Here is a 25,557-nt window from a genome sequence, read left to right on the forward strand (position 1 = left end):
ATCAAAAGCCTAACGCGTGCTTGTAGACTGATGCGCATGGCAGCTCGCAAATCACCCCTTTTTGACACGGCGACCACTTTGGGCAAGATCGTCGCGTTCTTTGGCGTCAGCGCACTTTCAGGCGTGCTGGCCGCGGGGCTCCTGGTTCCCGTCGCCGCAGCTGCCGGTACAGCCGCGTCCGGTTCCCTTCAGTTCTTCGACGATCTCCCGTCGGAACTCGAGGCCGGAACCCTGGCTGAGCCCTCCAAGATTCTTGCAAACGACGGGTCGCTCATCGCCACCCTGTATGAGGAGAACCGCCAGCCGGTCAAGCTGGCCGAGGTCTCCCCCAACATGATTGACGCGATGCTTGCCATAGAGGACGACCGCTTTTACGAGCACGGCGGTGTGGACATGCAGGGCATCGTTGGAGCGCTGGCGTCCAACCTCACCTCCAACACCAAGCGCGGCGCCTCGACGATTACGCAGCAGTACGTAAACAACGTCATCATCGACTCCAACCTCCAGAACGAAGAGGACGTTGTCCTCAGCGGCAGTTTGGAGAAGACCTACGGCGACAAGCTGCGGGAGATGAAGCTGGCGATTGCCGTGGAAAAGCAGCTCAGCAAGGACGAAATCCTCGAGGGCTACTTCAACATCGTTCCGTTCAGCGGCACCACGTTCGGCGTCCAGGCGGCTGCCAAATACTTCTTTAACGTGCCCGCCTCCGAGCTGAACATTCCGCAGGCCGCACTGCTGGCCGGCGTAGTCAACGGTCCCACCCTGTACAGCCCCACCGGCAACCCGGAAGTTGCCCTGAAACGGCGCAACCTGGTGATCGGCGCCATGCTCAGCACCGGCCGGATCACGCAGGAAGAGCACGACGCCGCCGTCGCCACCGATCTGGGCGTGAACCTCACACCGGTGCCCAGCAACTGCGTCGGCGCGGTGCAGGCACCCTACTTCTGTGACTACGTCACGCACCTGATCACCAACGACGAGCGGTTCGGCGCCACCGCCGAGGACCGGAAAAAGCTGCTGTACCGCGGCGGCCTGAGCATCACCACCACCCTGGATCCGGAAATCCAGGGCGCCGCGCAAACGGCGATCAACGAGACCGCCAATCCGGACACCACCGACGCCGAAATCGGCCATTCCATGGTCTCGATGCAGCCGGGCACCGGCAACATCCTGTCGATGGCGCAGAACACCCGGTACACCCCCGAACCCGGGGCCGGAAACTCGGTGATCAATTTCAACGTTGACCTGTACCAGGACGGCAATCCGGAGAAGTCACTGGGCGGCATGGGTGGCTTCCAGCCGGGCTCAACCTACAAGCCGTTCACGGTGGCTGCCTGGCTCGATGCCGGCAAGACACTGAACGCCCAGCTGGACGGCAGCAAGCGGACCTATCCGGCCGGCCACAGCTGGAATGCCAGCTGCCTCCCCGGCGGACGATACGGCATCCCCGAAGCCTGGACGCCCATCAACTACGGTGACACCAACTACCGGAACACCACCGTGATTGACGGCCTGGCCAACTCGCTGAACACGATCACCATGGCTGAGATCAATCAGCTGGATCTGTGCAAGTTCCAGGAAATAGCTTTCGCCTCCGGCATCCACAACGGCAAGAGCGCCGACGGCGAGTACAAACCGCTTGAGGCCATCCCGCCGGCGTCCTTCGGTGGTGGCGGCGACGCGTCCCCGCTGGCCATGGCCACCGGTTTTGCCACCTTCGCCGCTGAGGGGCTCAAGTGCGAGCCCCGCGCCCTGGAATCCGTGACGGCCTCGGACGGACGGACCTTCGAGGTTCCGGCACCGGAGTGCACGCAGGTCATGAAGAAGGAAGTTGCGCAGGGCGTCAACGCTGCCACCCAGCAGGTAATGACCAAGGGATCGGGCTACAATCTGCAGATTGGCCAGCCGGTGGCCGGCAAGACCGGTACGAATGACTACCGGTCGCAGACCTGGTTCATGGGCTACACCACGGGCATGGTCACCGCCTCCTGGCTCGGCAACCACGTCTGGGGCAACGAACGTGGCTCGATGGAAGGCAAGCAGATCGGCGGCCAGGTCTATCCGGAAATCGACGGTTCAAAGATCGCCGGCCCTTCCTGGAAGAACTTCATCCAGCGCATTCCGGACCAGTACCAGGCCAACCCGTTCACGGCCCCGCCCGCCAGCATCATGGGCAATGTGCCCCAGGCCCCCCGGCCGGCTCCCGCTCCCGCTCCCGCTCCCGCCCCCCGCCCCGCGGAGGAGAAGAAGGACGAGGGCGGCGAGGACCAGCCCGACAGCAACGCCGCCGGCGAGGACGAGTCGGAAGACGACAAGAATGCCTCCGGTGCGAGCTTCTTCAACGAACAGCTGCTTGCCAAGCCTGAGACGTACTAGCCATGGCTGCTGATTCCGCCCTGGGCACAGCCCTGCGCTCGGCGGCGTGGATTGCCGGCGGCACGGCGGCTGCCGGCGCCGCCGCGCTGGGCTACGCCTCGCTGATCGAACGCAACCTCTTCGGTGTCCGGACCGAAACGGTGCCCGTGCTTCCGCCGGGCAGCGCTCCCCTGCGGGTGCTGCACCTGTCGGACATCCACTTCGTGCCCAACCAGAACATCAAGACCCGGTGGCTGCAGTCGCTGGCGGAGCTGGAACCGGACCTGGTGGTGAACACCGGGGATAACCTCAGCCACCGGGACGCGGTTCCGCCGCTGCTGGACGCGCTCAAGCCGCTGCTGCGGTTCCCCGGCGTCTACGTTCCAGGCTCCAATGACTACTACGGTCCGAAACTGAAGAGCCCCTTCACCTACTTCACCGGCCCCTCGAAGCTCTCCTCGGAGCCGCCGGCCCTGCCGTTCGGAGAACTTTTCGGCGCCTTCGAGGACGCCGGCTGGGCCGGGCTGACCAACCGCCGGGACTCCATGGTCCTGGGCGGCGTCCGGCTGGACTTCTCCGGCGTGGATGATCCGCATCTGGACCGTGACGTCTACTCCGGTTTCCCCGAGCCCGCGGCCGAGGGAACTCCCGCGCTCCGGGTCGGAGTTGCCCACGCGCCCTACCAGCGGGTGCTGAACTACTTTACCGACGGCGGAGCCGAGCTGATCCTGGCCGGCCACACCCACGGCGGCCAGGTGTGCGTGCCGTTCTACGGCGCCCTGGTCAGCAACTGCGACCTGCCCACCTGGCGGGCCAAGGGCGTGTCCATGTGGGAGCACAACGGCCGCAAGGTGCCGATGAACGTCTCCGCCGGAATCGGAACATCCCGCTTCGCGCCGGTCCGGTTTGCCTGCCGCCCCGAAGCCGTCCTGCTGACCCTGACTCCGCGGGCGTAGCCCCCACCCCAACCCCCGCGAGATGGCAGTAAGTGCACGTCTCAGCGCTCAGAGACGCACTTTGTGCCATCTCGCGGAGAGGGCGGGCGGGCAGGGACAATCAGCAGCGGCCGGAGCCAAACTCCGACCCGCCGTCGAATCCGTCCCGGGGTCAGGCTTAGGATTGAGCCGACAAGGGCCGATCTGCTTTTCGCAGCACCCTCCACCCGCACAAAGAGGTTTCATGCCTGCGCAAACATCATTGTGGTTTTCCCTTGGACGGCTGTACCCGCATTTGCGGCCCATTCTTCCGCGCCTGATCCTCGGATTGTTCTGCGCGCTCGGCGCCAGCCTCATGGCCCTGGCCATTCCGCAGGTTTTCCGGGTCCTGATCAACACCTCCCTTAGCCCCGGCGGTTCCACCTCGGCCGTGTGGGGCGCAGCCGCCGTCGTTCTGGGCCTTGGCGTGCTCGAAGCCGGATTCATCGCGCTGCGCCGCCAGTTCGTCATAGCACCGGCCACCACTGTGGAAACCGGAATGCGCACCTCGTTCTACCGGCATCTGCAGGATCTGTCCGTGGAGTTCCACGACCGCTGGGGCAGCGGCCAGCTCCTCTCGCGCGCGATGAGCGATTTGAACCTGATCCGCCGCTGGATGGCGTTCGGGGCCATCATGCTCGTGGTCACTGCGCTGACGGTGGTGATCGGTTTTACCGTCATGCTGTTCACCAGCTGGCCGCTGGCCCTGATCTTCATAACCGCGGCCGTGCCGATCGTCATTTACGGGTTTCGCTTCAACCGGTTCTACCGGCAGGTGTCCCGCCAGAGCCAGGACCAGACCGGCGACCTGGCCACCACGGTGGAGGAATCCGTCCACGGCATCCGTGTCCTGAAGGCCTTTGGCCGCAGCCGGGAAGCCCTCGATTCCTTCGAGGAACAGGCCCAGGAGCTGCGCCAGACCGAGGTGTACAAGGCCAATTCGCTGGCCAAGTTCTCCCTGGTGGTGACGCTGCTGCCGGAAACCGCCCTCGCCGTCGCCCTCGTGGTCGGCGTCATGGCGGTGGCGGACGGCACGCTCAGCATCGGCGCGCTGGTCGCGTTCTTCGCCACCGCCGCCGTCGTGGCCGGTCCGGTGGAGGCCATTGGCCCGCTGCTGTCCATGACGCTCACCGCCAAGACGGCCATCGACCGGCACTACGAGGTGATGGACGCCCGGCGCTCCATCACCAGCCCGGAGAACCCGGTGCATCTGCGCGACGTGCGCGGAGAGCTGGTGTTCGACGACGTGCACTTCGCCTATCCGGATGCCAAGGACGGCACCCGCAACCTGATCAACGGCGTCGACCTGTGCCTGCGGCCCGGCGAAACCATGGCGCTGGTGGGGATCACCGGCTGCGGAAAATCCACGCTGCTGCAGCTCGTTCCCCGGCTCTTCGACGTCACCGCCGGCTCGATCCGCATTGACGGCACCGATCTGCGGCAGCTGGATCTGAAGGAGCTGCGCACCATCGTGGCCGTGGCGTTCGAAGACACCACGCTGTTCTCCAGTTCGGTCCGCGACAATGTGCTGCTCGGCGCGGAACCGACCAGCTCCGCCGAAGCGGACCGGCTGCTTGCCTCTGCACTGGACGTGGCGCAGGCCGAGTTCGTGTATTCGCTGCCACAGGGCACCGACACGCTGATCGGCGAGGAGGGGCTGAGCCTGTCCGGCGGCCAGCGCCAGCGGGTCGCCCTGGCCCGGGCCATCGCCGCCCGGCCGAAGGTGCTGATCATGGACGATCCGCTCTCGGCGCTGGATGTGCGCACCGAGGAGCTGGTCGAGGGCCGGCTGCGCGAGGTGCTCGCCGACACCACCACGCTGGTGGTCGCGCACCGCCCCTCGACGGTGTCCCTGGCGGACCGCGTGGCGCTGATGGAGGACGGCCGGATCAGCGCCGTCGGGACCCACGCCGAGCTGCTCGCCGGCAACGACCACTACCGGTATGTGATCGCCAGCCTGCCCACGGAACCCGAAGACCTGGACAGCGGCCTCGAGGACACTCCGCTGGCCGGCAACACCGGGGCGGGCGGCTCCGCCGTCGTCCAGCCCCTCGAGGACGAGGAGACGGTCCGATGAAGACCGGCAAGAGCGCCAAGGGAACGGACCCGGACTACGACGCCGGCGCCCGGCTGGGCACCGCCGGCGAGGACGCCGTCCACCTGGGCAAGGAGGAGAACCAGGCGGTCCGCCGCCGTTCCCTGGCCCTGCTCGGGTCCCTGATCCGGCCCAACCGCGCCCGGTTCATCGGCACGGTGCTGCTGGTGGTCTTCTCCCAGGCCGCCCGCGTGGCCGGACCCGCCATCATCGCCTACGGCATCGACCACGCCCTGCCGGACCTGCAGGCGGGCAACAGCCTGCCGCTGGTCCTCTCCGGCGTCGCGTACCTGGTGGCGGCGCTGCTGGCGGCGGGGCTGACCGCCGGCTACGTCCGCGCCACCGCCCTGCTGAGCCAGGCCATGCTGCTGGACCTGCGGCTGCGGGTCTTCCGGCACACCCAGCGCCTGAGCCTTGAATTCCATGAAAAGTACACCTCCGGGCGGATCATTTCCCGGCAGACCTCGGACCTGGAGGCGCTGCGCGAACTGCTCGATTCGGGCATCAGCTCCCTGGCGTCGGGCGCCATGTACATGCTCTTCACCGCCGTCAGCATCTTCCTGCTCGATTGGCGCACCGGCCTGCTGCTGCTGGCCGCGTTTGTTCCCATGTTCCTGCTGACCCGCTGGTACCAGAAGCGCTCCCAGCTGGCCTACCGCGCCTCCCGGGTGACCTCCGCGAAACTGATCGTGCACTTCATCGAGACCATGACCGGCATCCGGGCGGTCAAGGCCTTCCGCCGCGAACAGGTCAACGCCGGGAAGTATGACGGCCTGGCCGAGGACTACCGCGTCGCCACCGTCCGCTCCATCAACCTCAACGGCATCTTCCAGCCCGGGCTGGTGCTGATCGGCAACGCCACGGTGGCCGTGGTGCTGCTGGCGGGCGGCTTCCGGGTGCTCGACGGCGGCCTCGAGGTCGGCGCCCTGCTGGCCCTGCTGCTGTACTCCAAGCGGTTCTTCCAGCCGGTGGACCAGATGGCCATGTTCTACAACTCCTTCCAGTCCGCCTCGGCAGCGCTGGAAAAGGTCTCCGGGCTGCTGGAGGAAATCCCCACCGTCCGCCCGCCGAAGCATCCGGTGGAGCTGGCGCACGCCGCCGGCGACATCCGGTTCGACGGCGTGGAGTTCCGCTACGGCGACGGCCCGGTGATCCTGCCGCGGATGGACCTGCACATTCCCGCCGGGCAGACGGTGGCCCTGGTGGGGCAGACCGGCGCCGGGAAGTCCACGCTGGCCAAGCTGATCGCCCGCTTTTACGACCCGTCTCAGGGTTCGGTGCTGCTGGACGGCGTGGACCTGCGCGAGCTCACGCAGCGGGACCTGCGCCGCGCCGTCGTCATGGTCACCCAGGAGGCGTTCCTGTTCAGCGGCTCGGTGGCCGACAACATCGCCCTGGGCAAGCCGGAAGCCACCCGCGAAGAAATCATCGCCTCGGCGCAGGCGGTGGGCGCGCACGAGTTCATCGAGGCGCTGCCCGAGGGTTACGACACCGACGTGAACAAGCGCGGCGGCCGGGTGTCCGCCGGCCAGCGGCAGCTGATCAGCTTCGCCCGGGCGTTCCTGGCCGATCCGGCGGTGCTGATCCTGGACGAGGCCACCTCCTCGCTGGACATCCCCAGCGAACGGCTGGTCCAGCACGGGCTGAAGACCCTGCTGGGCAACCGGACCGCGCTGATCATCGCGCACCGCCTCTCCACCGTGGAGATCGCCGACCGGGTGCTGGTGATGCATTCCGGCGAGGTGGTTGAGGACGGCACCCCGGCCGAGCTCACCGGCGGCACCGGCCGGTTCGCCAAGCTGCAGGCGGCCTGGCAGGAGTCGCTGGTGTAGGACGACGACGGCGCGCAAAGCGGCCGGTTTCGCGGAACCGGACCTCATCGTCTACACTTGTAAAGTTGCTTCACCGGCGGGGAAACCCGCTGATTGGCAGTGGTTACGGGGTGTGGCGCAGCTTGGTAGCGCGCGTCGTTCGGGACGACGAGGTCGCAGGTTCAAATCCTGTCACCCCGACCATAAAGAAAGGTTCCCTTCCGGTTTTCCGGAAGGGGACCTTTTTTGTTAAGCCCAAACGAACAAGGCACGTCCCGCCGGATGGCGGGACGTGCCTTGTTTGCTTGGAGGGTGCCAGAGGGCTACACGAATACCCTGCCGGTCAGCCGCTCGTAGGCCTCCACATAGCGGGCGCGGGTGCGCTCGACGACGTCGGCCGGCAGCGCGGGCGGCGGCGTGTCCGAGGCCTTGTCCCAGCCCGAGGCCGGCGAGGTGAGCCAGTCCCGGACGTACTGCTTGTCAAAGGACGGCTGCGCGGAGCCCGGCGCATACAGGGCAGCATCCCAGAAGCGCGAGGAATCCGGCGTCAGCACTTCATCGCCCAGCGTGACGGCGCCGGTTGCTGGATCCGTTCCGAACTCCACCTTGGTGTCCGCCAGGATGATCCCGCGCTCCCGGGCGATGGCCTCGGCTGCGGTGTAAATCTCCAGGGTGAGCGAGCGCAGCGCCTCCGCCGTCTCGGCGCCGACGGTCGCCACCACCGCGTCGTAGCTGATGTTCTCGTCATGCTCGCCCAGTTCGGCCTTGGCCGAGGGCGTGAAGACGGCCGGCTCCAGCCGGGATCCGTCCACCAGCCCGGCCGGCAGCGGCACCTCGCACACCGTCTGCGAGCGCCGGTATTCGGCCAGGCCGGTGCCGGTGAGGTAGCCGCGGGCAATGCACTCCACCGGATACATGTCCAGTTTTTTGCAGATCATGGCCCGGCCCGCCACCTCGGCGGGCACGCCCTCGTCAGCGGAGATCACGTGGTTGGGCACGCGAAGCTGCTCAAACCACCACAGGCTCAGCTGGGTCAGGATCCGGCCCTTGTCCGGAATCTCCGAGGTCAATACATGGTCGAAGGCGCTGATCCGGTCGCTCGCCACCACCAGCACCCGCTCCCCCGCTCCCGGCGCGGACAGGTCTTCCGGCACGTACAGGTCGCGGACCTTTCCGGAGTAGGCGTGCGTCCAGCCGGCCAGTGCGGGGGCGCTCATGCCAGGTCTCCTTCAATGTCGGGGGCGGTCATGTTCCCGGCGGCGGTGTCGCGGCCGGAAACGTCGCGATCCGCAGTGTCACTGTCGGGACAGGGAACGGCGCGGGATCCCGCGGGCACGACCACGTCTCCGCGCAGCGCCTTGAGCGCAATGTCGGTGCGGTGCTGGGACCCGTCCAGCCGGATGGTGTCCACGCCCGCGTACGCCCGGTCCCGGGCGTCCTGCAGGTTCTGCCCCAGGCCGACGACGGCGAGCACCCGCCCGCCGGCGGAGACCACCTTGTCGCCGTCGAGCCGGGTTCCGGCATGCAGCACCTGCACACCGTCGAGCTTTTCGGCCTTTTTCAGGCCGCGGATCCTGTCGCCGGTGCGGGGCGCCTCCGGATAGTTGGCAGCGGCCACCACCACGGCCACCGCCGTCCGGGGATCCCATTTGAGCTGTTCCATGGGATCCAGCTCCCCCTTGGCCGCGGCCAGCAGCAGGCCGCCCAGCGGAGTCTTCAGCCGGGCCAGCACCGCCTGGGTTTCCGGGTCGCCGAAGCGGGCGTTGAACTCAATGACGCGCATGCCGCGTGAGGTCAGCGCCAGCCCGCAGTAGAGGACACCGACAAACGGCGTGCCGCGGGCGGCCATCTCGTCGATGGTGGGTTGCGCCACCCGGCGGATGACGTCGTCCACCAGGTCGGCCGGGACCCAGTCCAGCGGCGAGTAGGCCCCCATGCCGCCGGTGTTGGGGCCTTCGTCGCCGTCGTAAATGCGTTTGAAGTCCTGCGCCGGCGCCAGCGGAACCACGGTCCGGCCGTCGGAGAGGACAAAGAGGGACACCTCGGGGCCGTCCAGGAATTCCTCGATCACCACGGTGCCGCCGGCGTCGAAGCAGGCCTGCGCGTGGGCCAGCGCAGCACCCCGGTCGGAGGTGACCACCACTCCCTTGCCGGCGGCCAGTCCGTCGTCCTTGACGACGTACGGCGCCCCGAAGGTGTCCAGCGCGTCGGCGGCCTGCTCGGCCGTGGCAGCCACCCGGGCCATGGCGGTGGGAACGCTCGCTGACGCCATCACCTGTTTCGCGAACGCCTTGGAGGCTTCCAGCTGGGCGGCGGCCTTCGACGGGCCAAACACCGGAATGCCGGCGTCGCGCAGGGCATCTGCCACACCCGCGGCCAGCGGAGCCTCGGGGCCGATGACCACCAGGTCGGAGCCCAGGGTGCGGGCGAGCGCGGTCACCTCCGCCGGGTCGCTGGCGTTGACGGCATGGACCGCAGCCATCCCGGCGATGCCCGCATTGCCGGGGGCGGCGTGGACCTCGCGGACATACGGATCAGCCAACAGGGATCGGACAAGGGCATGTTCGCGGCCGCCGGGGCCAACAACTAAAACCTTCACAGTAGTTCAGCGTACTGGTTGGGCTCCGGCAGCCGAAAGCACCGCCGGCGTGTGACGCCGCCACCCATACCTGCGCCCTTCGGCTGCGAATAGGAGCCATGATGGCCTCCCCGAAACGTCTCCCCACCCGTTCCCGGTCCCTTCCTGCCCTGCTGTACGCCGCGCTGGCCGGGATCCTCGCCGCGGCGACGGTGCTGGCCGCGGCCGAATTGGCCGGCGCCTTCTTCACGGCACGGGCCCGGCCGCTGATTGCACTCGGGTCCACGTTTATCGATTTCACGCCCCTGTGGCTGAAGAACTTCGCGGTGGAAACCTTCGGCACCGGCGACAAGGCAGCCCTCTTTGCCGGCATGGCCGGAACCATCGCGCTGCTCGCGGCCGGCGTGGGGGTGCTGGCCCGGCGCCGCTGGGGGCTGGGCGTGGCCGCCGTCGTCGTGATGGGAGCGGTGATTGTGGCATGCGTGCTGACCCGGGCCGGCGCTTCCCCCGCCGATGCAGTGCCCACTGTGCTGGGCACGGCGGTGGGGATCGGCGTGCTGCGCGGATTAATCCGGCGCATTCCTGCTCCCCGGGCCACCGAGACCGTTGCGGTGCGCGGGCGGCAGACGCATAGTAGTGACCGGTCGGCAGGCATCCCCGCAGCAGCGTCTGCCGTCCCGGTCTCAGCGGGGGACGGCGGGAACGACGGCGGTGCCGGGGCCCTCGTCGGCGGCCCGTCCCCCGCCCCGTCCGCAGGACGGCGTGCGGACAGACGGCGTGCGGACAGCCGGCGTGTGGCTGGACCCCGTTCGGATGGACCGTCCCGGCGCGGGTTCTTTGCCGCCGCAGGACTCACCGCAGTGCTGGCGGCCGCGGCCGCCACCGGTGGCCGTGCCATTGCCGCCGCCCGCAACACCACCGCCGGGTTCCGGGCCGCCCTGAAGCTGCCCGCCGCCGCCGATGCCGCGCCCGCGCTGCCCGCCGGGCTGCAGTCCCCCGTGCAAGGGGTGACGCCGTGGCTGACACCGAACGCCGACTTCTATCGGATCGACACCGCGCTGAGCGTGCCCGAGGTGGATGCCGAAACTTGGGAACTGCGGATCCACGGGATGGTGGGGGAAGAGGTGCGGATCAGTTTCGCCGAGCTGCTGGAATCCGACCTGGTGGAGCGCCACCTCACCCTGACCTGCGTCTCCAACCCGCTCGGCGGCGACCTCGCCGGCACCGCCAAGTGGCTGGGCCTGCCGGTCCGGGAGCTGCTGGCCCGGGCCCGCCCCACCGCCGACGCTGACATGGTGCTGTCCACCAGCGTCGACGGCTTCAGTGCCTCCACGCCGCTGGAGGTGCTGCAGGATGAGCGCGATGCACTGCTGGCCGTCGGCATGAACGGCGAACCGCTGCCGCCGGTGCACGGCTATCCGGTGCGCATGGTGGTGCCCGGACTGTACGGATTCGTTTCCGCCACCAAATGGATCATCGACATGGAAGTGACCCGCTTCGACGCGCAGACCGCGTACTGGACCGACCGCGGCTGGGCGGAGCGGGCGCCGGTCAAGACAATGGCGCGGGTGGAGGTGCCTGCGTCGTTCGCCCGGGTGCCCGCCGGACCGGTGGATGTGGGCGGCACCGCCTGGTCCCAGCAGCGCGGCATCACCGGAGTGGAGGTCCGGATCGACGACGGCGGCTGGGAGCCGGCGGTCCTGGCCGCCGAGGCGTCGGTGGACACCTGGCGGCAGTTCTCCTACCGCACCGAAGCCCTGGCAGCCGGCAACCACACGGTGCGGGCCCGGGCCACGGACCCGCAGGACGGGGTGCAGACCGACCGGCGCGCGGAGACGGTTCCGGACGGGGCCTCCGGCTGGCAGTCCGTGCAGTTCATGGTGGAGTAAGCCGGCGGCGTTCCGTCCTTGCTGCGGGCCACATCCGCCGTCCCGCAACCGGGGCGCCTGCGCGGCGGGCCGCGCAACCGCCTTAGACTAAATACCATGTCTGCCACTTTTACTGCGTCCGATGCCGTTGAACTTGCCGTTGTGGAACGCAACGGCTTCATCGAGTCCCGCCACATCGGGTCCGCCGTCGTCATGGCGGCGGACGGAAACGTGGTCACCGCCCTGGGCGACGTCACCACGCCGATCTTTCCGCGGTCCACGCTCAAGCCCTTCCAGGCCGTGGCGGCCATGAAATCCGGGGTGCCGCTGCGGGGGCCGCAGGTGGCGCTGGCCGCCGCGAGCCACACCGGTTCCAAGGAGCACACCGACGTCGTGAAGACCATGCTCGCGGCCGCGGGCGTGACCGAAGATCATCTGCAGTGCCCGGAGGACTGGCCCCAGGACGAGGCTGCCCGGCATGAGCTGATCCGGGCGGGCAAGGGCAAGAACCGGTTGGCCTTCAACTGCTCCGGCAAGCACGCCGCGTTCCTCTGGGCCTGCACGGAGAACAACTGGGACCACGCCACCTATCTGGATCCGCAGCATCCGCTGCAGCTGCGCATTGCCGAGGTGTTCGAGGAATTCACCGGGGAAACCATCCGGCACTGGGCCACCGACGGCTGCGGAGCACCGCTCGCCGCCGTCTCGCTCACCGGCCTGGCACGCGGCATCGGCCGCCTGGCCAAAGCCCCCTCCAGCAAGCACGGTGACGCCCGTGCCGCCACAGTGGCCACCGCCATGCTCGACTATCCTTGGGCGGTTCACGGCCACGGCCGGGAAAACACAGTGGTGATGGAAGACCTGGGCATCATCTGCAAGAACGGCGCCGAGGGCGTGCTGGTCCTGGGCACCGACACCGGAGTTTCAGTGGCGCTGAAAATGCTCGACGGCGACACCCGCGCGGCGTCCCTGGTGGGCCTGACCCTGCTCGCGGCCAGCGGCGCCGTCGACGCCGGCAAGATCAGCGCGGTGCTCGACAAGATCGTCCGCCCGGTTCTGGGCGGGGGCGAGCCCGTCGGCAGCATCCGGCTCGGGGCGCCCGTGACGGCCCTGCTGGATTCCTGAGCCGGATACCCGGCAGCGGAAGGAGTTCCCGAATGGCACGACGGCGCATTCCTGCGGCCGACGGCGCGGCGGCACTGCGCGCTGCCCTGGCGTCGACGGCGGCAGGTTCACCGCCCGACCGGAAGACCGTGGCCACGGCGGTGCGCTATGCGCTGGAAGAACTTGCCGAGCGGGCCCCGGGCAACAGCGTGGAGGTCCGGGTGCCGCCGTTCGGGGTCACCCAGTGCGTGGCCGGCCCCCGGCACACCCGCGGCACCCCGCCGAATGTGATCGAAACCGACGGCGCCACGTGGCTGGCGCTCATCACCGGGCAACAGTCCTGGAGCGACGCCGTCGGTGCCGGGAAAGTGGCGGCTTCCGGGCTGCGGGCCGACCTGTCCGAGTGGCTTCCGTTGTTCCGTGCGGGGCAATAATCTCTACTGCCGGTAGAATTTCCATATGAATTCCGAGCAGCACAGCCCTGAACGCCGTGAGATTACCGTCCGCCGCGCTCCCCGCTTCGTCCCGTTCCTGGCGCTGGGCGTGATTGCCGGGTTCATTGCAGCACTGGTGGTCGCCTACACCGGACCGGCCGACGCCACCTATACGCGCGGGGCCACCCTGGGTTTCTTCACCATCATGTTCGCCATCCCCGGCGTCGGCCTCGGGGCGCTCGTTGCCCTGCTCCTGGACTGGATCAGCGTGCGCAAGGCCCGCAGCGCCGTCGTCGAAGCGGACACCCGCGACGAAGAGTAGGGCGCCGGGCGGGCCGTAATGGTTCCGCTTCAAAGTCCGGTGAGGACCCCGGCGTGAGAGACTGATCTCATGGCACGCGGTGACGGAAAGCTTTCCCACGATCTCATGCCCGGCGAGAAAGGTCCGCAGGACGCCTGCGGGGTTTTCGGTGTCTGGGCCCCCGGCGAAGAAGTTGCAAAGCTGGCCTATTACGGCCTCTACGCCCTGCAGCACCGCGGACAGGAGTCCGCAGGCATTGCCACAAGCGACGGCAACCGGATCAGCGTCTACAAGGACATGGGCCTGGTCTCCCAGGTTTTTGACGAAACCACGCTGAACACCCTGACCGGCCATATTGCGGTGGGGCACTGCCGGTATTCCACTACGGGCGCCTCGCAGTGGGCCAATGCACAGCCCACGCTGGGTGCGACCGCCAGCGGAACCGTGGCCCTGGCCCACAACGGCAACCTGACCAATTCCGCCGAACTTTACGAAATGATCATCGAACGCGAGGGCCGTCCGCGCTTCGGCGAAATCGCCCAGGGCAACACCTCCGACACCGCGCTGGTCACGGCGCTGCTCAACGGTTCGGATGGACGTTCGCTGGAAGACACGGCCCTGGAACTGCTGCCCAAGCTGCGCGGCGCGTTCTCCTTCGTCTTCATGGATGAGGGCACCCTCTACGCGGCCCGCGACACCTACGGCGTGCGCCCGCTGGTGCTGGGTCGGCTGGACCGAGGCTGGGTGGTGGCCTCCGAAGGCTCCGCCCTCGCCACCGTGGGCGCCAGCTTCATCCGCGAAATCAAACCCGGCGAATTCATCGCCATCGATGAAACCGGCATCCGCAGCACCAGCTTCGGTGAGCCCACGCCGGCCGGCTGCGTCTTCGAATACGTCTACCTGGCCCGGCCCGACGCCGTCATCAACGGCCGGTCCGTCTACGAGAGCCGCGTGGAAATGGGCCGCCAGCTGGCCCGCGAGTATCCGGTCGACGCCGACATCGTGATTCCGGTGCCCGAATCCGGCACTCCCGCGGCCGTCGGTTATGCCGAGGAATCGGGCATTCCCTTCGCCCACGGCTTCGTCAAGAACTCCTATGTGGGGCGCACGTTCATCCAGCCCAGCCAGACCCTGCGCCAGTTGGGCATCAAGCTCAAGCTCAATGCCCTCGAGTCTGTCATCCGCGGCAAGCGCGTAATCGTCGTGGATGACTCGATCGTGCGCGGCAATACGCAGCGGGCCATCGTGCGGATGCTGCGCGAGGTGGGCGCGAAGGAAGTGCACGTCAAGATCTCCTCCCCGCCGGTCCAGTGGCCCTGCTTCTACGGCATCGACTTCGCGTCCCGGGCCGAGCTGATAGCCAACGGTGCCGCCGTCGACGAAATCTGCGCGTCCGTGGGGGCGGACACCCTGGCCTACATCTCCGAGAACGGCATGATCGGCGCCACCCAGCAGCCGCGCGAACGGCTGTGCACGGCCTGCTTTACCGGCGTTTATCCGATCGACCTGCCCTCCGCGGACCGGCTGGGCAAGAACCTGCTCGAACCCACCACTCCGGCCAACCCCGCGGACGACGACGGAGCCAACGGCTGCGATCCCGGTCCCGATGCCGAGTTTGAGAACCTCCTCACTGAATCCGACAAGAAGGATGCCGTATGAGCTCGTCCAAGACCGCCATCACCTATGCCTCAGCGGGCGTGGACGTTGAAGCCGGAGACAAAGCCGTTGAACTGATGAAGGCCGCCGTCAAGGCGACACACAATTCCTCTGTTCTGGGCGGGGTGGGCGGATTCGCCGGACTCTACGACGTCTCCCGGCTGCTGACCTACACGAAGCCGCTGCTGGCCACGTCCACCGACGGCGTGGGCACCAAGGTGGCCATCGCCCAGGCCATGGACATTCATGACACCATCGGCTTCGACCTGGTGGGCATGGTGGTGGACGACATCGTGGTGGTGGGCGCCGAGCCCCTGTTCATGACTGACTACATTGCCTGCGGCAAGGTAGTGCCGGAACGCATCGCCGCCATTGTCCGCGGCATTGCGGCGGCCTGCGAGGTCGCCGGGACGGCGCTCGTGGGCGGCGAGACCGCCGAGCATCCCGGGCTGCTGGGAGAACACGAGTACGACGTCGCCGGCGCCGCCACCGGTGTGGTCGAGGCCGCCAACCTGCTGGGCCCGGAACGGGTGCGCAGCGGTGACGTGGTGATCGGCATGGCTTCCTCGGGGCTGCACTCCAACGGCTATTCGCTGGTCCGCCGCGTCATTAACCACGCCGGCTGGCAGCTCGAACGCCAGGTCAGCGAATTCGGACGCACCCTGGGCGAGGAACTGCTGGAACCCACCCGGGTCTATGCCGCCGACTGCCTGGACCTGGCCCGGCTGGAAAGCGCCGGAGTCCACGGTTTCAGCCACGTCACCGGAGGCGGCCTCGCCGCCAACCTGGCACGGGTGCTGCCCAAGGGCCTCGAGGCCACCGTGGACCGCTCCACCTGGGAGCTGCCGCCCATCTTCCAGCTGGTGGGCGAGCTGGGCAACGTGCCGCAGCCCGATCTGGAGCGGACCCTCAACCTCGGGGTGGGCATGGTGGCCATCGTTGATGCGGCCGGCGCCGACGCCGCCGTCGCGCGTCTGGCGGAGCGGGGAGTTCCGGCCTGGGTCATGGGCACAGTGGGCAACGGCGGAGAAGCACAGGCCGGTCCTGACTATGTGCAGGGCGCCAAGGGCGTCGACGGCGGCGCGGTCCGGCTGGTCGGAAGCTACGCCCACTAAGCCGAACGCAAAGGGTGCGCATCCGCGGATGCGCACCCTTTGCCAACGGTTCTCACCGCTGAATTCCAGTTCCTCTGCGAACGGTCTTCGGCCTTAACGGCCTTCAGCGGATCCACCCTGAGGTGATCCGCTGAAGGATAGCAATTGGCCGACGCTTTGAAGTGCCGCTCTAGCCGGTGCGGCGGGAAGTACCTTCATCGTCGTCATCATCGCCAAATTGATCCGCGTACTTATCTTCGTACGCCGAGTAGTCCGGCTCGGCCGGTTCCTCGGGATATCGACTCGATGGACGGCTCGTTGGTCCCGCAAGCTCACGCTGCAGTGCCGAGTAGTCCGTGGCCGGGGTGAAGTACTTCATTTCCCGGGCCTGCTTGGTTGCTTTTGCCTTTTGACGGCCGCGCCCCATGGCGTGACCCCCTTTTTGCGTCGATCCGGAGGTGGTCGCTCTGAGCAATGAGCGAGGCCCCGGAATATTTGGTCAATTTGTCGTAAGTACAGGTTACATGTTTTCGGGCCGCCTTGTGCCCCGGCTCGCCCTTTGTGGCGCGGCAGTGACCATGTTTTACCATCTGCCCTGACCCCCCTCTTCCTGCGCCGCCCCGCCAAGACTGGGTAAAGTCAGGGGTAGAGACAGTTTTGGGGCCCTTTCAGGGCCGCCTACAGGGAGGACTGACGTTCACCATGAGCGATAAAAACAGCATGCCGGGGGCCGATTCTTCGCCCCCCGCCGGAGCGTCCAAGGCCACCCCGGCGTCGGCGCAGACTGAGGCGGGCACCGATGCACATGCAGAGGCAACAGTCCCGGCAGGAACCGGCTTGCCGGACCTTGAAGCGCATGCCGAGGCGCCCCTTTGGCTGTCCGGGGACGAGGACCATGACGGCCGGATTTGGGACGGCGCTTTTGCGGCGGAGACCGGCAGCGATGCCGTCGAACCCACGCTGACCAACCCCGAGGACGTCACCCTGGCGACGCCTTCCCTGAGCAATCCGGACATCAGCTCCGACGCGGCGGAAGCCGCCTCGCTCGAGGATGCCACGGCTGAAGTCAAGGCCGTGGAAGCCGAAGCAGCGGACGCCGCCGTGTTGACCGATCCGGCAGCAAACCATCCTGCGGCAGCAAACCACACCGCGGGAATCACTGCGGCGGCACCAATGACGGGCGCAGCCTCCGACGGAAACGCCAAGGACGCAACTGCTGCGGAGGCAGCCGCCAAGGAATCAGGGCCGGCCGCCGACGCACCGTCGCCGGAAGCGCCGTCGCCGGCAGCCGTCGGAGCCGCTGAACCTGCGGAGTCCCGCCGCTCCCGGCGGAACTCCGAGCCGCCGGCAGCTTCCGAAGGCAACGGCCGAAGCAAACAAATACTGCTGATCATCGGCGCGCTGGGCGTGCTGGCGGTCCTGGTGGTGCTGCTCTTCACCCTGCTCGGCAATTCGGCGAACGAACCCGGAGTCCTGGAAGAAGATGTGGCCCCCATCGAGCTGGAGTCCGGAGCGTGCCTGCAGGACTTCGCCGGCATCAATGAGCCCACCAACGTGGTGAGCTGCGAGACGCCGCACAACGCCCAGCTGGTGGCAACAACCACGTATCCGGACAGCGGCGAGTTCCCCGGGACCGATGCGCTGTCCACCCGCGCCACTGAGCTCTGCTCGGATGTCCGGTACTCCGAAACCCTGGCCGAGCGCACCGACCTGGACCTTCAGGAAAACAAGGCCATCCCGACGCCCGAATCATGGAACGACGGCGACCGCCGGGTCGACTGCTTCGTGGTTGCCGGCGGAGGCCAGGAGCTGACCGAATCCCTGCTTGAGCCGTAGGACAGCGGGTGCTCCCGGCCCAGACGGCAGGGAGCACCCCGGCAGCTAGACCGCTTCCACCGACAGTCCCGCCGGTTCGGCCACCAGCTCTTCGCCGTCGACGCTCATGCTGCCCTCCGGGCGGTCCACCAGCACGGTGTCGCCGTCGTTGATCTTGCCGGCCAGGATGCCCCGGGCCAGTTTGTCTCCGATTTCGCGCTGCACCAGCCGGCGCAGCGGCCGGGCTCCGTAGGCCGGGTCATATCCGGTCAGTGCCAGCCATTCCCGCGCAGCATCGGTGACGTCCAGGACCAGCCTGCGCTCATGCAACCGGTCGGCCAGGGCCCGCACCTGGATGTCGACAATCCTGGAGAGGTCGTCCAGGCTCAGCGGATCAAAGAGGATGACGTCGTCGAGCCGGTTCAGGAATTCCGGCTTGAAGTTGGCGTTCACCATGCCCATGACCGAGTCCCGCTTCTGTTCCTCCGTCAGTCCCGGATCCACCAGGAACTGCGATCCGAGGTTTGAGGTCAGGATCAGGATGACGTTGCGGAAGTCCACGGTGCGTCCCTGGCCGTCGGTGAGGCGGCCGTCGTCGAGCACCTGGAGCAGGATATCGAAAATCTCCGGATGCGCCTTTTCCACCTCGTCCAGCAGGATCACCGAGTACGGGCGGCGCCGGACGGCTTCGGTGAGCTGCCCGCCCTCCTCGTAACCGACGTAGCCGGGAGGGGCACCGACCAGCCGGGACACCGAGTGCTTCTCTGAATATTCGCTCATGTCGATCCGGACCATGGCGCGCTCGTCGTCGAACAGGAACTCGGCCAGGGCCTTTGCCAGCTCCGTCTTGCCGACACCGGTGGGGCCCAGGAAGAGGAAGGAGCCGGTGGGTCGGTCGGGGTCGCTGACGCCGGCGCGGGACCGGCGCACCGCGTCGGAGACGGCGTTCACGGCCTTGGTCTGCCCGATCAGGCGCGAGCCGATGTTCTCCTCCATGGTCAGCAGCTTCTGCGACTCGCCCTGGAGCATGCGGCCGGCCGGGACTCCGGTCCAGGCCGAGACGACTTCGGCAATGTCATCGGCGGTGACTTCCTCCGACACCATCAGCTCATGGGCCTCCTCGCCGGATTTGCTCTCCTCAGCCTGCTGGGCAGCTTCCAGTTCCTTCTGCAGGGACGGAATCTCGCCGTACAGGATGCGGGAGGCCGTGGTGAGGTCGCCGTCGCGCTGGAACTTCTCCGCCTCGGAACGCCGCTCGTCAATCTGCGCCTTGAGGTCGCCAACCCGGTTCAGGCCTGCCTTTTCCGCTTCCCAGCGGGCGTTCAGCGCCGCCAGCTGTTCCTTCTTGTTGGCCATGTCCTCGCGCAGCACTTCCAGCCGCTCCACGGAGGCCGCGTCCGTTTCGTTGGCCAGCGCCAGTTCTTCCATGGTCAGGCGGTCCACGGCCCGGCGCAGCTCGTCAATTTCCTCCGGCGCGGAGTCGATTTCCATCCGCAGCCGCGACGCTGCCTCGTCGACCAGGTCGATGGCCTTGTCCGGGAGCTGGCGGCCGGTGATGTAGCGGTTGGACAGGGTGGCGGCGGCGACCAGGGCGGAGTCGGCGATCGCCACCTTGTGGTGCGCCTCGTAGCGTTCCTTGAGCCCGCGCAGAATGCCGATGGTGTCCGGAACGCTGGGCTCGCCAACGTAGACCTGCTGGAACCGCCGCTCCAGCGCAGCGTCCTTCTCCACGTTCTCGCGGTATTCATCCAGGGTGGTGGCGCCGATGAGGCGCAGCTCGCCGCGTGCCAGCATGGGCTTGAGCATGTTGCCGGCGTCCATGGATCCTTCCGCGGCGCCGGCCCCGACCACCGTGTGCAGCTCGTCGATAAAAGTGACGATCTGCCCCTCGGCGTTCTTGATCTCCTCCAGGACCGCCTTGAACCGCTCTTCGAACTCGCCGCGGTACTTGGCGCCGGCCACCATCGACCCCAGGTCCAGGGACAGGAGCGTCTTGCCGCTGAGGGTCTCCGGCACGTCTCCGGCAACGATGCGCTGGGCAAGCCCCTCGACGACAGCGGTCTTGCCGACACCGGGCTCACCGATCAGCACCGGGTTGTTCTTGGTGCGCCGGCTCAGCACCTGGATCACGCGGCGGATTTCCGCGTCACGGCCGATCACGGGGTCCAGCTTGCCGCTGCGCGCCATCTCCGTGAGGTCGGTGCTGAACTTTTCCAGTGCCTGGAAGGTGTTCTCGGGGTCGGCGTTAGTCACTTTTCGGTCTCCTCGAACGGATGGAAGGGCTGTCCTCAGGGCGTCGTGGCCGGCCCCGTTGTCCCGCAGGGCTTTCCCTGCCGCACCGCTGTCCAGGGCCAACCCCAGCAGCAGGTGCTCGGTGGAGACAAAGGCATCCCCGAGCTGTTCGGCGGCCTGCTGGGCAGCCGTAATCACCTGAAGCATCGGGCGGGAAAACTGCGGCTGCGCCACCGAGGAGCCCGAGGAGGAGGGCAGCGCGTGGATCGCACTGCTGGCCGCGGCACTGACGGTGTCCGGATTCGCGCCGGCCGCCTTGAGCAGGGCGACAGCCACCCCCTGGCGCTGATCCATCAGGGCCTTCAGGAGGTGGACGGGCTCGATCTGCGGGTTGCCTGCGGTGGTGGCATTCATGGCCGCCGCCTGCAGGGCCTCTTGACTCTTATTCGTGAATTTCGTGTCCACAACGGCCTCCTTCAACGCTAAAAGAACAGCTTCCCGGCTCCCGGAAGAAGGCGAAAGACAGCCATCACCCGACCGGACGCAACAAACTTGAGTGTAATCCGCTCAACTTGGGAAGTAAAGTTATCCACAGGTTTGACGGCGGTATTTGTCCGGTTAATTAACGGGCGTTAAAGGGCTGTACTTTAGGACGGTCCCGGCGCGGCCTCATGCTCATGGTCCCAGTCGGCTTTCGCCTTTTCCCATTCCGCGTTCCGCGCCTCGTACAGGTCCAGCTGCTCGCCCTCGAATGACCTCCAGCCAATAATTCCCAGCGGTTCGTCGGGCGGATTGTCGCTCAGGAAATTACTCAGGCTGTCCAGGAAGAACTCCCAGCCCGGTCCGGCCGCCCACTCGCCCGAAACTGCGTCGATCAGCACGAACCCCTTCCGGACTGATGCGTATCTCAGGTCGATGTGGGTGTGTGAGTCCTCCGCGGTCAGGTGCAGCTCCAACTCGGCCGAGTGCCCTCCGGGACGGGTCACCGAGACGGTGAGCAGCCGGGGCGGATCGCAGCGGAGGATGCCTCCTCTGGTGCCGTCCGGCAGCGCATAGGTGCCGCCCCGGCGCAGGTCACCCTCCGGCCGGCCCACATAGCGCCCCAGGGCTTCGGGATCCGTGATCGCCGCCCACACCTCTCCGATCGGATGCGGGATGGTCCGGGAAATCACCATCATGAGCGCGTGGCCGGCCTGGATTTGCCGGCGGCCGAAGGTTCGCTCGGTTGGCACAAATGCGGAGTCCGCTTCGGACATGGTTTCCACTCCTCTGTAGAACAACCGGCTGCCGGTTCCGGCGCCACAGCGGCTGAAGCTGGCGCCTGGCAGTCAGCAACGAATCAGTGGATGCGAGTTGTGGACGGGGCCCCGGACAGCCTCTTTTTTCAAACCGTAGCAGGGAAAAGCAGCGGTGCACAGGGCACGCGATGACACGCCCGGGTGAGCGGGTGCCACAGAAATCGAGGCTCCGAAACCCCCTTTGGTTAGTTCGAAATGGCTCGGTTGCCGCCCCGTCCTGGTCGCTGCCAGGATCGCTGCCCGCGCGCTGTTGCCTCAGGCCGGTGCGTGCCGGAAGCCCCTTCGGCGTTTCTCCTCTCCGGCGCAGGTACTCTGTGCGGATGGGGAAAACTCGCACACTGACTTCCGTATTCGCTGCCTCGGCGCTGGCCTTCACTCTGGTCTCCTGCTCCGGAGACAAGCCGTCGCCGCAGGATGCCGCCGCATCGCTGGCGGAGGGGCTGGCCGCCGGGGACGTGGCGAAGACATCCTTCCTGAACAACGACCCGGCCTCCGTCAACACAGAGCTGGAAGAGATTCTGGCGGGCATGGGTGAGGTGCGCCCGGCCGTCACCGTTGCCGGGATTCAGGAGCACGACGACGGCGCCGCCACGGCCAGCCTGGACTACGCCTGGGATTTCGATGGCGACGCCACCGCCGACTGGACCTATGACACCAGCGTTCCGCTGTCCCGCAGCGACGACGATTCCTGGCAGGCGCAGTGGGAGCCCTCGGTTCTCTTCCGGGGGCTCCGGGAGGGTGAACGACTCGTCGCCGCCAGCCAGTCCGCTCCCCGTGCCGCAATCCTCGGAGCCGGCGGCGAACCGCTGGTGACCCAGCGCGAGGTTTTCCGCGTGGGCATCGACAAAACCGCAGTGGACGAGGCAGGGTTGGCGGCTTCGGCCGCGGCCCTGGCCACCCTTCTGGAGCTGGACCCCGCCGCGTACACCGCCACCGTTGAGGCCGCCGGCGCCGAAGCGTTCGTGGAGGCCATTGCCCTGCGCACCCAGGACGAACCGGACCTGCCGGCGCGGGTCGCCGAGATTCCCGGCGCCGTCGCGCTGCCGGACAGCATGGACCTTGCCCCGACCCGCACCTTCGCCCGCGCGCTGCTCGGTTCCGTCGGGGAAGCAACCGCCGAACTGATCGAGGAATCCGACGGCGCACTCGCCCCGGGCGACACCACCGGGCTCTCCGGGCTGCAGCAGCAGTACGACGCCCAGCTCCGCGGAACGGACGGGATAACGGTGTCGGTGGTGGACGCCGCCGGAGAAGTGGTTACTCCCACCGTCTTCACCTCCGGCCCGAAACAGGGGACGCCGCTGCAGACAACCCTGGATCCCAAGCTGCAGTCCCTCGCCGAGTCGGTGCTCGAAGACGAGCCCTCGGCGTCGGCCATTGTGGCGGTTCGGCCGTCCACCGGCGAGGTGCTCACGGTGGCCAACGGCCCCGGCAGCGAAGGACAGCAAACCGCCCTCCTGGGGCAGTACCCGCCCGGATCCACCTTCAAGATGGCGACCTCCCTGGCGCTGCTGCGGCAGGGAACCACTCCGGACAGCGTGCTGTCCTGCCCGGCGGAGCTGCTCGTCGACGGCCGCAAATTCAACAACGCCAGCAGCTACCCGGCCGCCTTTGTCGGGGACATTCCGCTGCGGGACGCGTTCGCGCAGTCCTGCAACACTGCCTTCATCGGCACCCGCGACACGGTTCCCCAGGAGGCGCTGGCTGCCGCGGCCGCCGACCTGGGCATCGGCGTGGAGCAGACCCTCGGCACCGCGGCGTTCTTCGGATCCGTTCCGGAAACCGCCGAGGGCACCAACCACGCGGCCGCCATGATCGGCCAGGGGGAACTGCTGGTTTCCCCGCTGGCGCTGGCAGTTGCTGCCGCGTCCGTTGGCAAGGGCGAACGCGTCGCTCCCGTGCTTGTGACCGCGGACCCGGCGGCGGAGGCTTCCGCCTCGGCGACGGCATCGGCGTCGGCCGCTCCACCTGCGGCAACCCCTGACGCTGCCGGCCCCGGCGCGCTCACCGCTGCCGAGGCGGCCTCGCTGCGCGAGCTGATGCGCGGCGTCGTCACCGACGGCGGCGCCAAGATGCTGCTGGACGTCCCCGGGGAACCGGTGACGGCGAAAACCGGAACGGCCGAGTTCGGCAGCGAAGTTCCGCCCCGGACGCATGCCTGGGTGGTGGCGGTGCAGGGCGACCTGGCCGTTGCCGTGTTTGTCGAAGAGGGCGAGCTCGGCTCCACGTCGGGCGGGCCGCTGATGCAGGCGTTCCTGAACGGGGCCGCCGGCTGACCGTCCTGCCGCAGTGCGGCTAGCCGCGGTACTGCGTGGAGCCCGATGCCGAACCGTACGGGGCGGCCGTTCCATAACGGGGCCCGGCGGTGTACGGGGTGACTCCGGGACGGCCGGTGGGCACGATGACCTTGCCCAGGGGCATCAGCGAGATCGGCACCATCTTCAGGTTGGCGATGCCCAGCGGAATCCCGATGATGCTGACGAACATTGGAATGGCCGTCAGGATGTGGCCGGCCGCGATCCAGATTCCGGCCACCACCAGCCAGATCACGTTGCCCGCTGTGGACAGCAGCCCCGGAGCGCCGCCGCGGTCCACCACCGTGCGGCCAAACGGCCAAAAGGCGTAGGCCGCGATCCGGAAGGAAGCGATGCCGAAAGGGATCGTAACGATCAGCAGGCAGCAGACGATGCCGGCGAGCACATAGCCCAGGGCCAGCCAGATGCCGCCGAACAGGAGCCAGATGACGTTCAGGATGAGGTTCATCGTTCCAGTCTGGTGCACCGCGCCCCGCGGCACCATGTCCCGGCGGTACCCGGGGTTTCCGGCGGAGCGGATGGCGGCAACTAGACTGAGGGCATGTTGCCAATCAAAGATGATGCCGGAGCACCCGCCGAACTGACCGCCAACCAGTGCTGGGACTACATTCGCAAAGCGGAGATCGGCCGGCTGGCCGTGGTATCCGACCTGCAGCCCGAGATCTTTCCCATCAACTTCGTCGTGGACCGCGGATCGGTGGTTTTCCGCACCGCGGCGGGGACGAAACTTGCCGCTGCCCTCGACGGCGGCGCCGTCGCGTTCGAAGTCGACGGATACGACGATCGCCTCGGGTTCGCATGGAGCGTCGTCCTGAAGGGCAGCGCCGTGCAGCTGGAGAGCATCGAAGACATCCTGGCCTCCGAGGATCTGCCCCTGTTCCCCTGGCAGAGCGGGGAGAAGAACCATTTCGTGCGGATCGAACCGGCGCAGACCAGCGGGCGCAGCTTCTCGATCAACACCGCGGCCCGCCGCCATTACCTGCGCGGCGCCAAGCCGCTGCCGTCAATCGAGTAAGGATCCCGTGAGCAGTACCGAGAACAGCAGCGCACCCCTCATCCGCTTCAGTGACTTGCCGTCCGCCCTGTGGGGGAAAAACAACGGCAGGGTCAAGGAAGTGGCCTCCGGCAACGGCTGGCGGCTGAGCCTGGCCACGGTCGAAAAGCCGGGGCCCTTCACGCCCTTCCCCGGCAGGGACCGCATTACCGTTCCGGTGGAGGGCGAGCTTCTGGTGCTGACCGTCGACGGCACCGAACACGGCATGGAGAAGTTCCGTCCATTCCGGTATTCCGGCGACTCCACCACCGACGCGGCGCTGCCCACCGGGCCGGTGACAGTGCTGAACACGGTCGTCGACCGGACCACGACGGGTGCCTCAGTGATGGTGGCCGAGCTCTCCAAGAAGAATCCGCAGACCATCGGTGAGGGGCAGTTCGTGGTGCTGCTGCACGGCAACGCCGCGGTCACCGCCGCAGACGGCACGCCGACGGCGCTGGAACCGCTGGACACCGTGGCCGGAAACGCCGGACGGCCGGCCGTGCTGGGACGCGGCTTCGCCGCCATCGTCTCGTTCTACGACCTGGACTAGGGACACATCACCGGCATGTGCCGGGAGCGCAAAAAGGCGCC

General features: G+C 67.6%; 20 protein-coding genes and 1 tRNA gene. 15 read left to right on the plus strand and 6 right to left on the minus strand.

From position 1 onward, the window contains the following. Window positions 1-36: 36 nt before the first annotated feature. The 5 genes from QNO08_RS15190 (at window position 37) to QNO08_RS15210 (ending at window position 7,439) form a co-directional block, all read left to right on the plus strand. Complete coding sequence (locus tag QNO08_RS15190) at window positions 37-2,376, plus strand: transglycosylase domain-containing protein (protein WP_229966125.1); 2,340 nt, start codon at window positions 37-39, stop codon at window positions 2,374-2,376. A 2-nt stretch (window positions 2,377-2,378) separates the two neighbouring features. Continuing rightward, window positions 2,379-3,311: a metallophosphoesterase gene (locus tag QNO08_RS15195; protein ID WP_229966126.1), complete on the plus strand. Its 933-nt coding sequence runs from the start codon at window positions 2,379-2,381 to the stop codon at window positions 3,309-3,311. A gap of 223 nt (window positions 3,312-3,534) precedes the next feature. Next, the gene (locus QNO08_RS15200) at window positions 3,535-5,406 is read left to right on the plus strand and encodes an ABC transporter ATP-binding protein (protein WP_229966127.1); all 1,872 of its coding nucleotides are present in this window, start codon (window positions 3,535-3,537) and stop codon (window positions 5,404-5,406) included. Then, window positions 5,403-7,256: an ABC transporter ATP-binding protein gene (locus QNO08_RS15205; RefSeq protein ID WP_229966128.1), complete on the plus strand. Its 1,854-nt coding sequence runs from the start codon at window positions 5,403-5,405 to the stop codon at window positions 7,254-7,256. Before QNO08_RS15200 ends, QNO08_RS15205 begins: the two co-directional genes overlap by 4 nt. Window positions 7,257-7,362: 106 nt before the next feature. Beyond that, window positions 7,363-7,439: transfer RNA gene (locus QNO08_RS15210), tRNA-Pro, on the plus strand. A 119-nt stretch (window positions 7,440-7,558) separates the two neighbouring features. Here QNO08_RS15210 and QNO08_RS15215 read toward each other — a convergent pair. Continuing rightward, window positions 7,559-8,452 (minus strand): phosphoribosylaminoimidazolesuccinocarboxamide synthase, encoded by an 894-nt coding sequence (locus QNO08_RS15215; protein ID WP_229966129.1) that lies wholly within the window; start codon window positions 8,450-8,452, stop codon window positions 7,559-7,561. Continuing rightward, the gene (gene purD, locus QNO08_RS15220) at window positions 8,449-9,834 is read right to left on the minus strand and encodes a phosphoribosylamine--glycine ligase (protein WP_229966130.1); all 1,386 of its coding nucleotides are present in this window, start codon (window positions 9,832-9,834) and stop codon (window positions 8,449-8,451) included. The genes QNO08_RS15215 and purD overlap by 4 nt, the downstream gene beginning before the upstream one ends. A 101-nt stretch (window positions 9,835-9,935) precedes the next feature. Here purD and QNO08_RS15225 point away from each other — a divergent pair, with 101 nt between their 5' ends. The 6 genes from QNO08_RS15225 to purM all read left to right on the plus strand — a co-directional run bounded on the left by QNO08_RS15225 (window position 9,936) and on the right by purM (window position 16,291). Next, complete coding sequence (locus QNO08_RS15225) at window positions 9,936-11,702, plus strand: molybdopterin-dependent oxidoreductase (protein ID WP_229966131.1); 1,767 nt, start codon at window positions 9,936-9,938, stop codon at window positions 11,700-11,702. Between the two features lie 96 nt (window positions 11,703-11,798). Continuing rightward, window positions 11,799-12,806 carry an asparaginase gene (locus tag QNO08_RS15230; protein WP_229966132.1) on the plus strand — a complete coding sequence of 336 codons (1,008 nt, stop codon included), beginning with the start codon at window positions 11,799-11,801 and terminating at the stop codon, window positions 12,804-12,806. A gap of 32 nt (window positions 12,807-12,838) precedes the next feature. Further along, complete coding sequence (locus tag QNO08_RS15235; protein WP_229966133.1) at window positions 12,839-13,219, plus strand: sterol carrier family protein; 381 nt, start codon at window positions 12,839-12,841, stop codon at window positions 13,217-13,219. 25 nt (window positions 13,220-13,244) lie between these two features. Beyond that, complete coding sequence (locus tag QNO08_RS15240; RefSeq protein ID WP_229966134.1) at window positions 13,245-13,541, plus strand: hypothetical protein; 297 nt, start codon at window positions 13,245-13,247, stop codon at window positions 13,539-13,541. A gap of 69 nt (window positions 13,542-13,610) precedes the next feature. Then, a complete protein-coding gene (gene purF, locus QNO08_RS15245; RefSeq protein ID WP_229966135.1) occupies window positions 13,611-15,179 on the plus strand; it encodes an amidophosphoribosyltransferase in 1,569 nt (522 codons plus the stop codon). Further along, entirely contained in the window at window positions 15,176-16,291 is a 1,116-nt protein-coding gene (gene purM / locus QNO08_RS15250; RefSeq protein WP_229966136.1) for a phosphoribosylformylglycinamidine cyclo-ligase, read from the plus strand. The genes purF and purM overlap by 4 nt, the downstream gene beginning before the upstream one ends. 169 nt (window positions 16,292-16,460) lie before the next feature. Here the strand turns inward: purM and QNO08_RS15255 are convergent, their stop codons facing one another. Continuing rightward, on the minus strand, window positions 16,461-16,697 hold the full coding sequence (locus QNO08_RS15255; protein ID WP_104102792.1) for a DUF3073 domain-containing protein: 237 nt from the start codon (window positions 16,695-16,697) through the stop codon (window positions 16,461-16,463). Between the two features lie 275 nt (window positions 16,698-16,972). Between QNO08_RS15255 and QNO08_RS15260 the strand changes: the two genes are divergently transcribed. Then, entirely contained in the window at window positions 16,973-18,106 is a 1,134-nt protein-coding gene (locus QNO08_RS15260) for a septum formation family protein (RefSeq protein WP_229966137.1), read from the plus strand. Window positions 18,107-18,151: 45 nt separating this feature from the next. On the opposite strand, the gene clpB is transcribed toward QNO08_RS15260, so the two are convergent. Beyond that, a complete protein-coding gene (gene clpB / locus QNO08_RS15265; RefSeq protein ID WP_229966138.1) occupies window positions 18,152-20,782 on the minus strand; it encodes an ATP-dependent chaperone ClpB in 2,631 nt (876 codons plus the stop codon). 182 nt (window positions 20,783-20,964) lie between these two features. Continuing rightward, on the minus strand, window positions 20,965-21,573 hold the full coding sequence (locus QNO08_RS15270; protein ID WP_229966139.1) for an SRPBCC domain-containing protein: 609 nt from the start codon (window positions 21,571-21,573) through the stop codon (window positions 20,965-20,967). A 362-nt stretch (window positions 21,574-21,935) separates the two neighbouring features. Between QNO08_RS15270 and QNO08_RS15275 the strand changes: the two genes are divergently transcribed. Next, entirely contained in the window at window positions 21,936-23,891 is a 1,956-nt protein-coding gene (locus QNO08_RS15275; protein ID WP_229966140.1) for a penicillin-binding transpeptidase domain-containing protein, read from the plus strand. A gap of 19 nt (window positions 23,892-23,910) precedes the next feature. On the opposite strand, the gene QNO08_RS15280 is transcribed toward QNO08_RS15275, so the two are convergent. Further along, window positions 23,911-24,378 (minus strand): YccF domain-containing protein, encoded by a 468-nt coding sequence (locus QNO08_RS15280; protein ID WP_229966141.1) that lies wholly within the window; start codon window positions 24,376-24,378, stop codon window positions 23,911-23,913. Window positions 24,379-24,471: 93 nt separating this feature from the next. Between QNO08_RS15280 and QNO08_RS15285 the strand changes: the two genes are divergently transcribed. Both QNO08_RS15285 and QNO08_RS15290 read left to right on the plus strand, forming a co-directional pair. After that, window positions 24,472-24,945, plus strand: coding sequence for a pyridoxamine 5'-phosphate oxidase family protein (locus QNO08_RS15285; protein ID WP_229966142.1), 474 nt, complete (start codon window positions 24,472-24,474; stop codon window positions 24,943-24,945). A gap of 7 nt (window positions 24,946-24,952) precedes the next feature. After that, window positions 24,953-25,516 (plus strand): HutD/Ves family protein, encoded by a 564-nt coding sequence (locus tag QNO08_RS15290; protein ID WP_229966143.1) that lies wholly within the window; start codon window positions 24,953-24,955, stop codon window positions 25,514-25,516. The last annotated feature ends 41 nt before the right edge of the window (window positions 25,517-25,557 follow it).

This window comes from Arthrobacter sp. zg-Y820 (assembly GCF_030142155.1).
Lineage (GTDB): Bacteria > Actinomycetota > Actinomycetes > Actinomycetales > Micrococcaceae > Arthrobacter_B.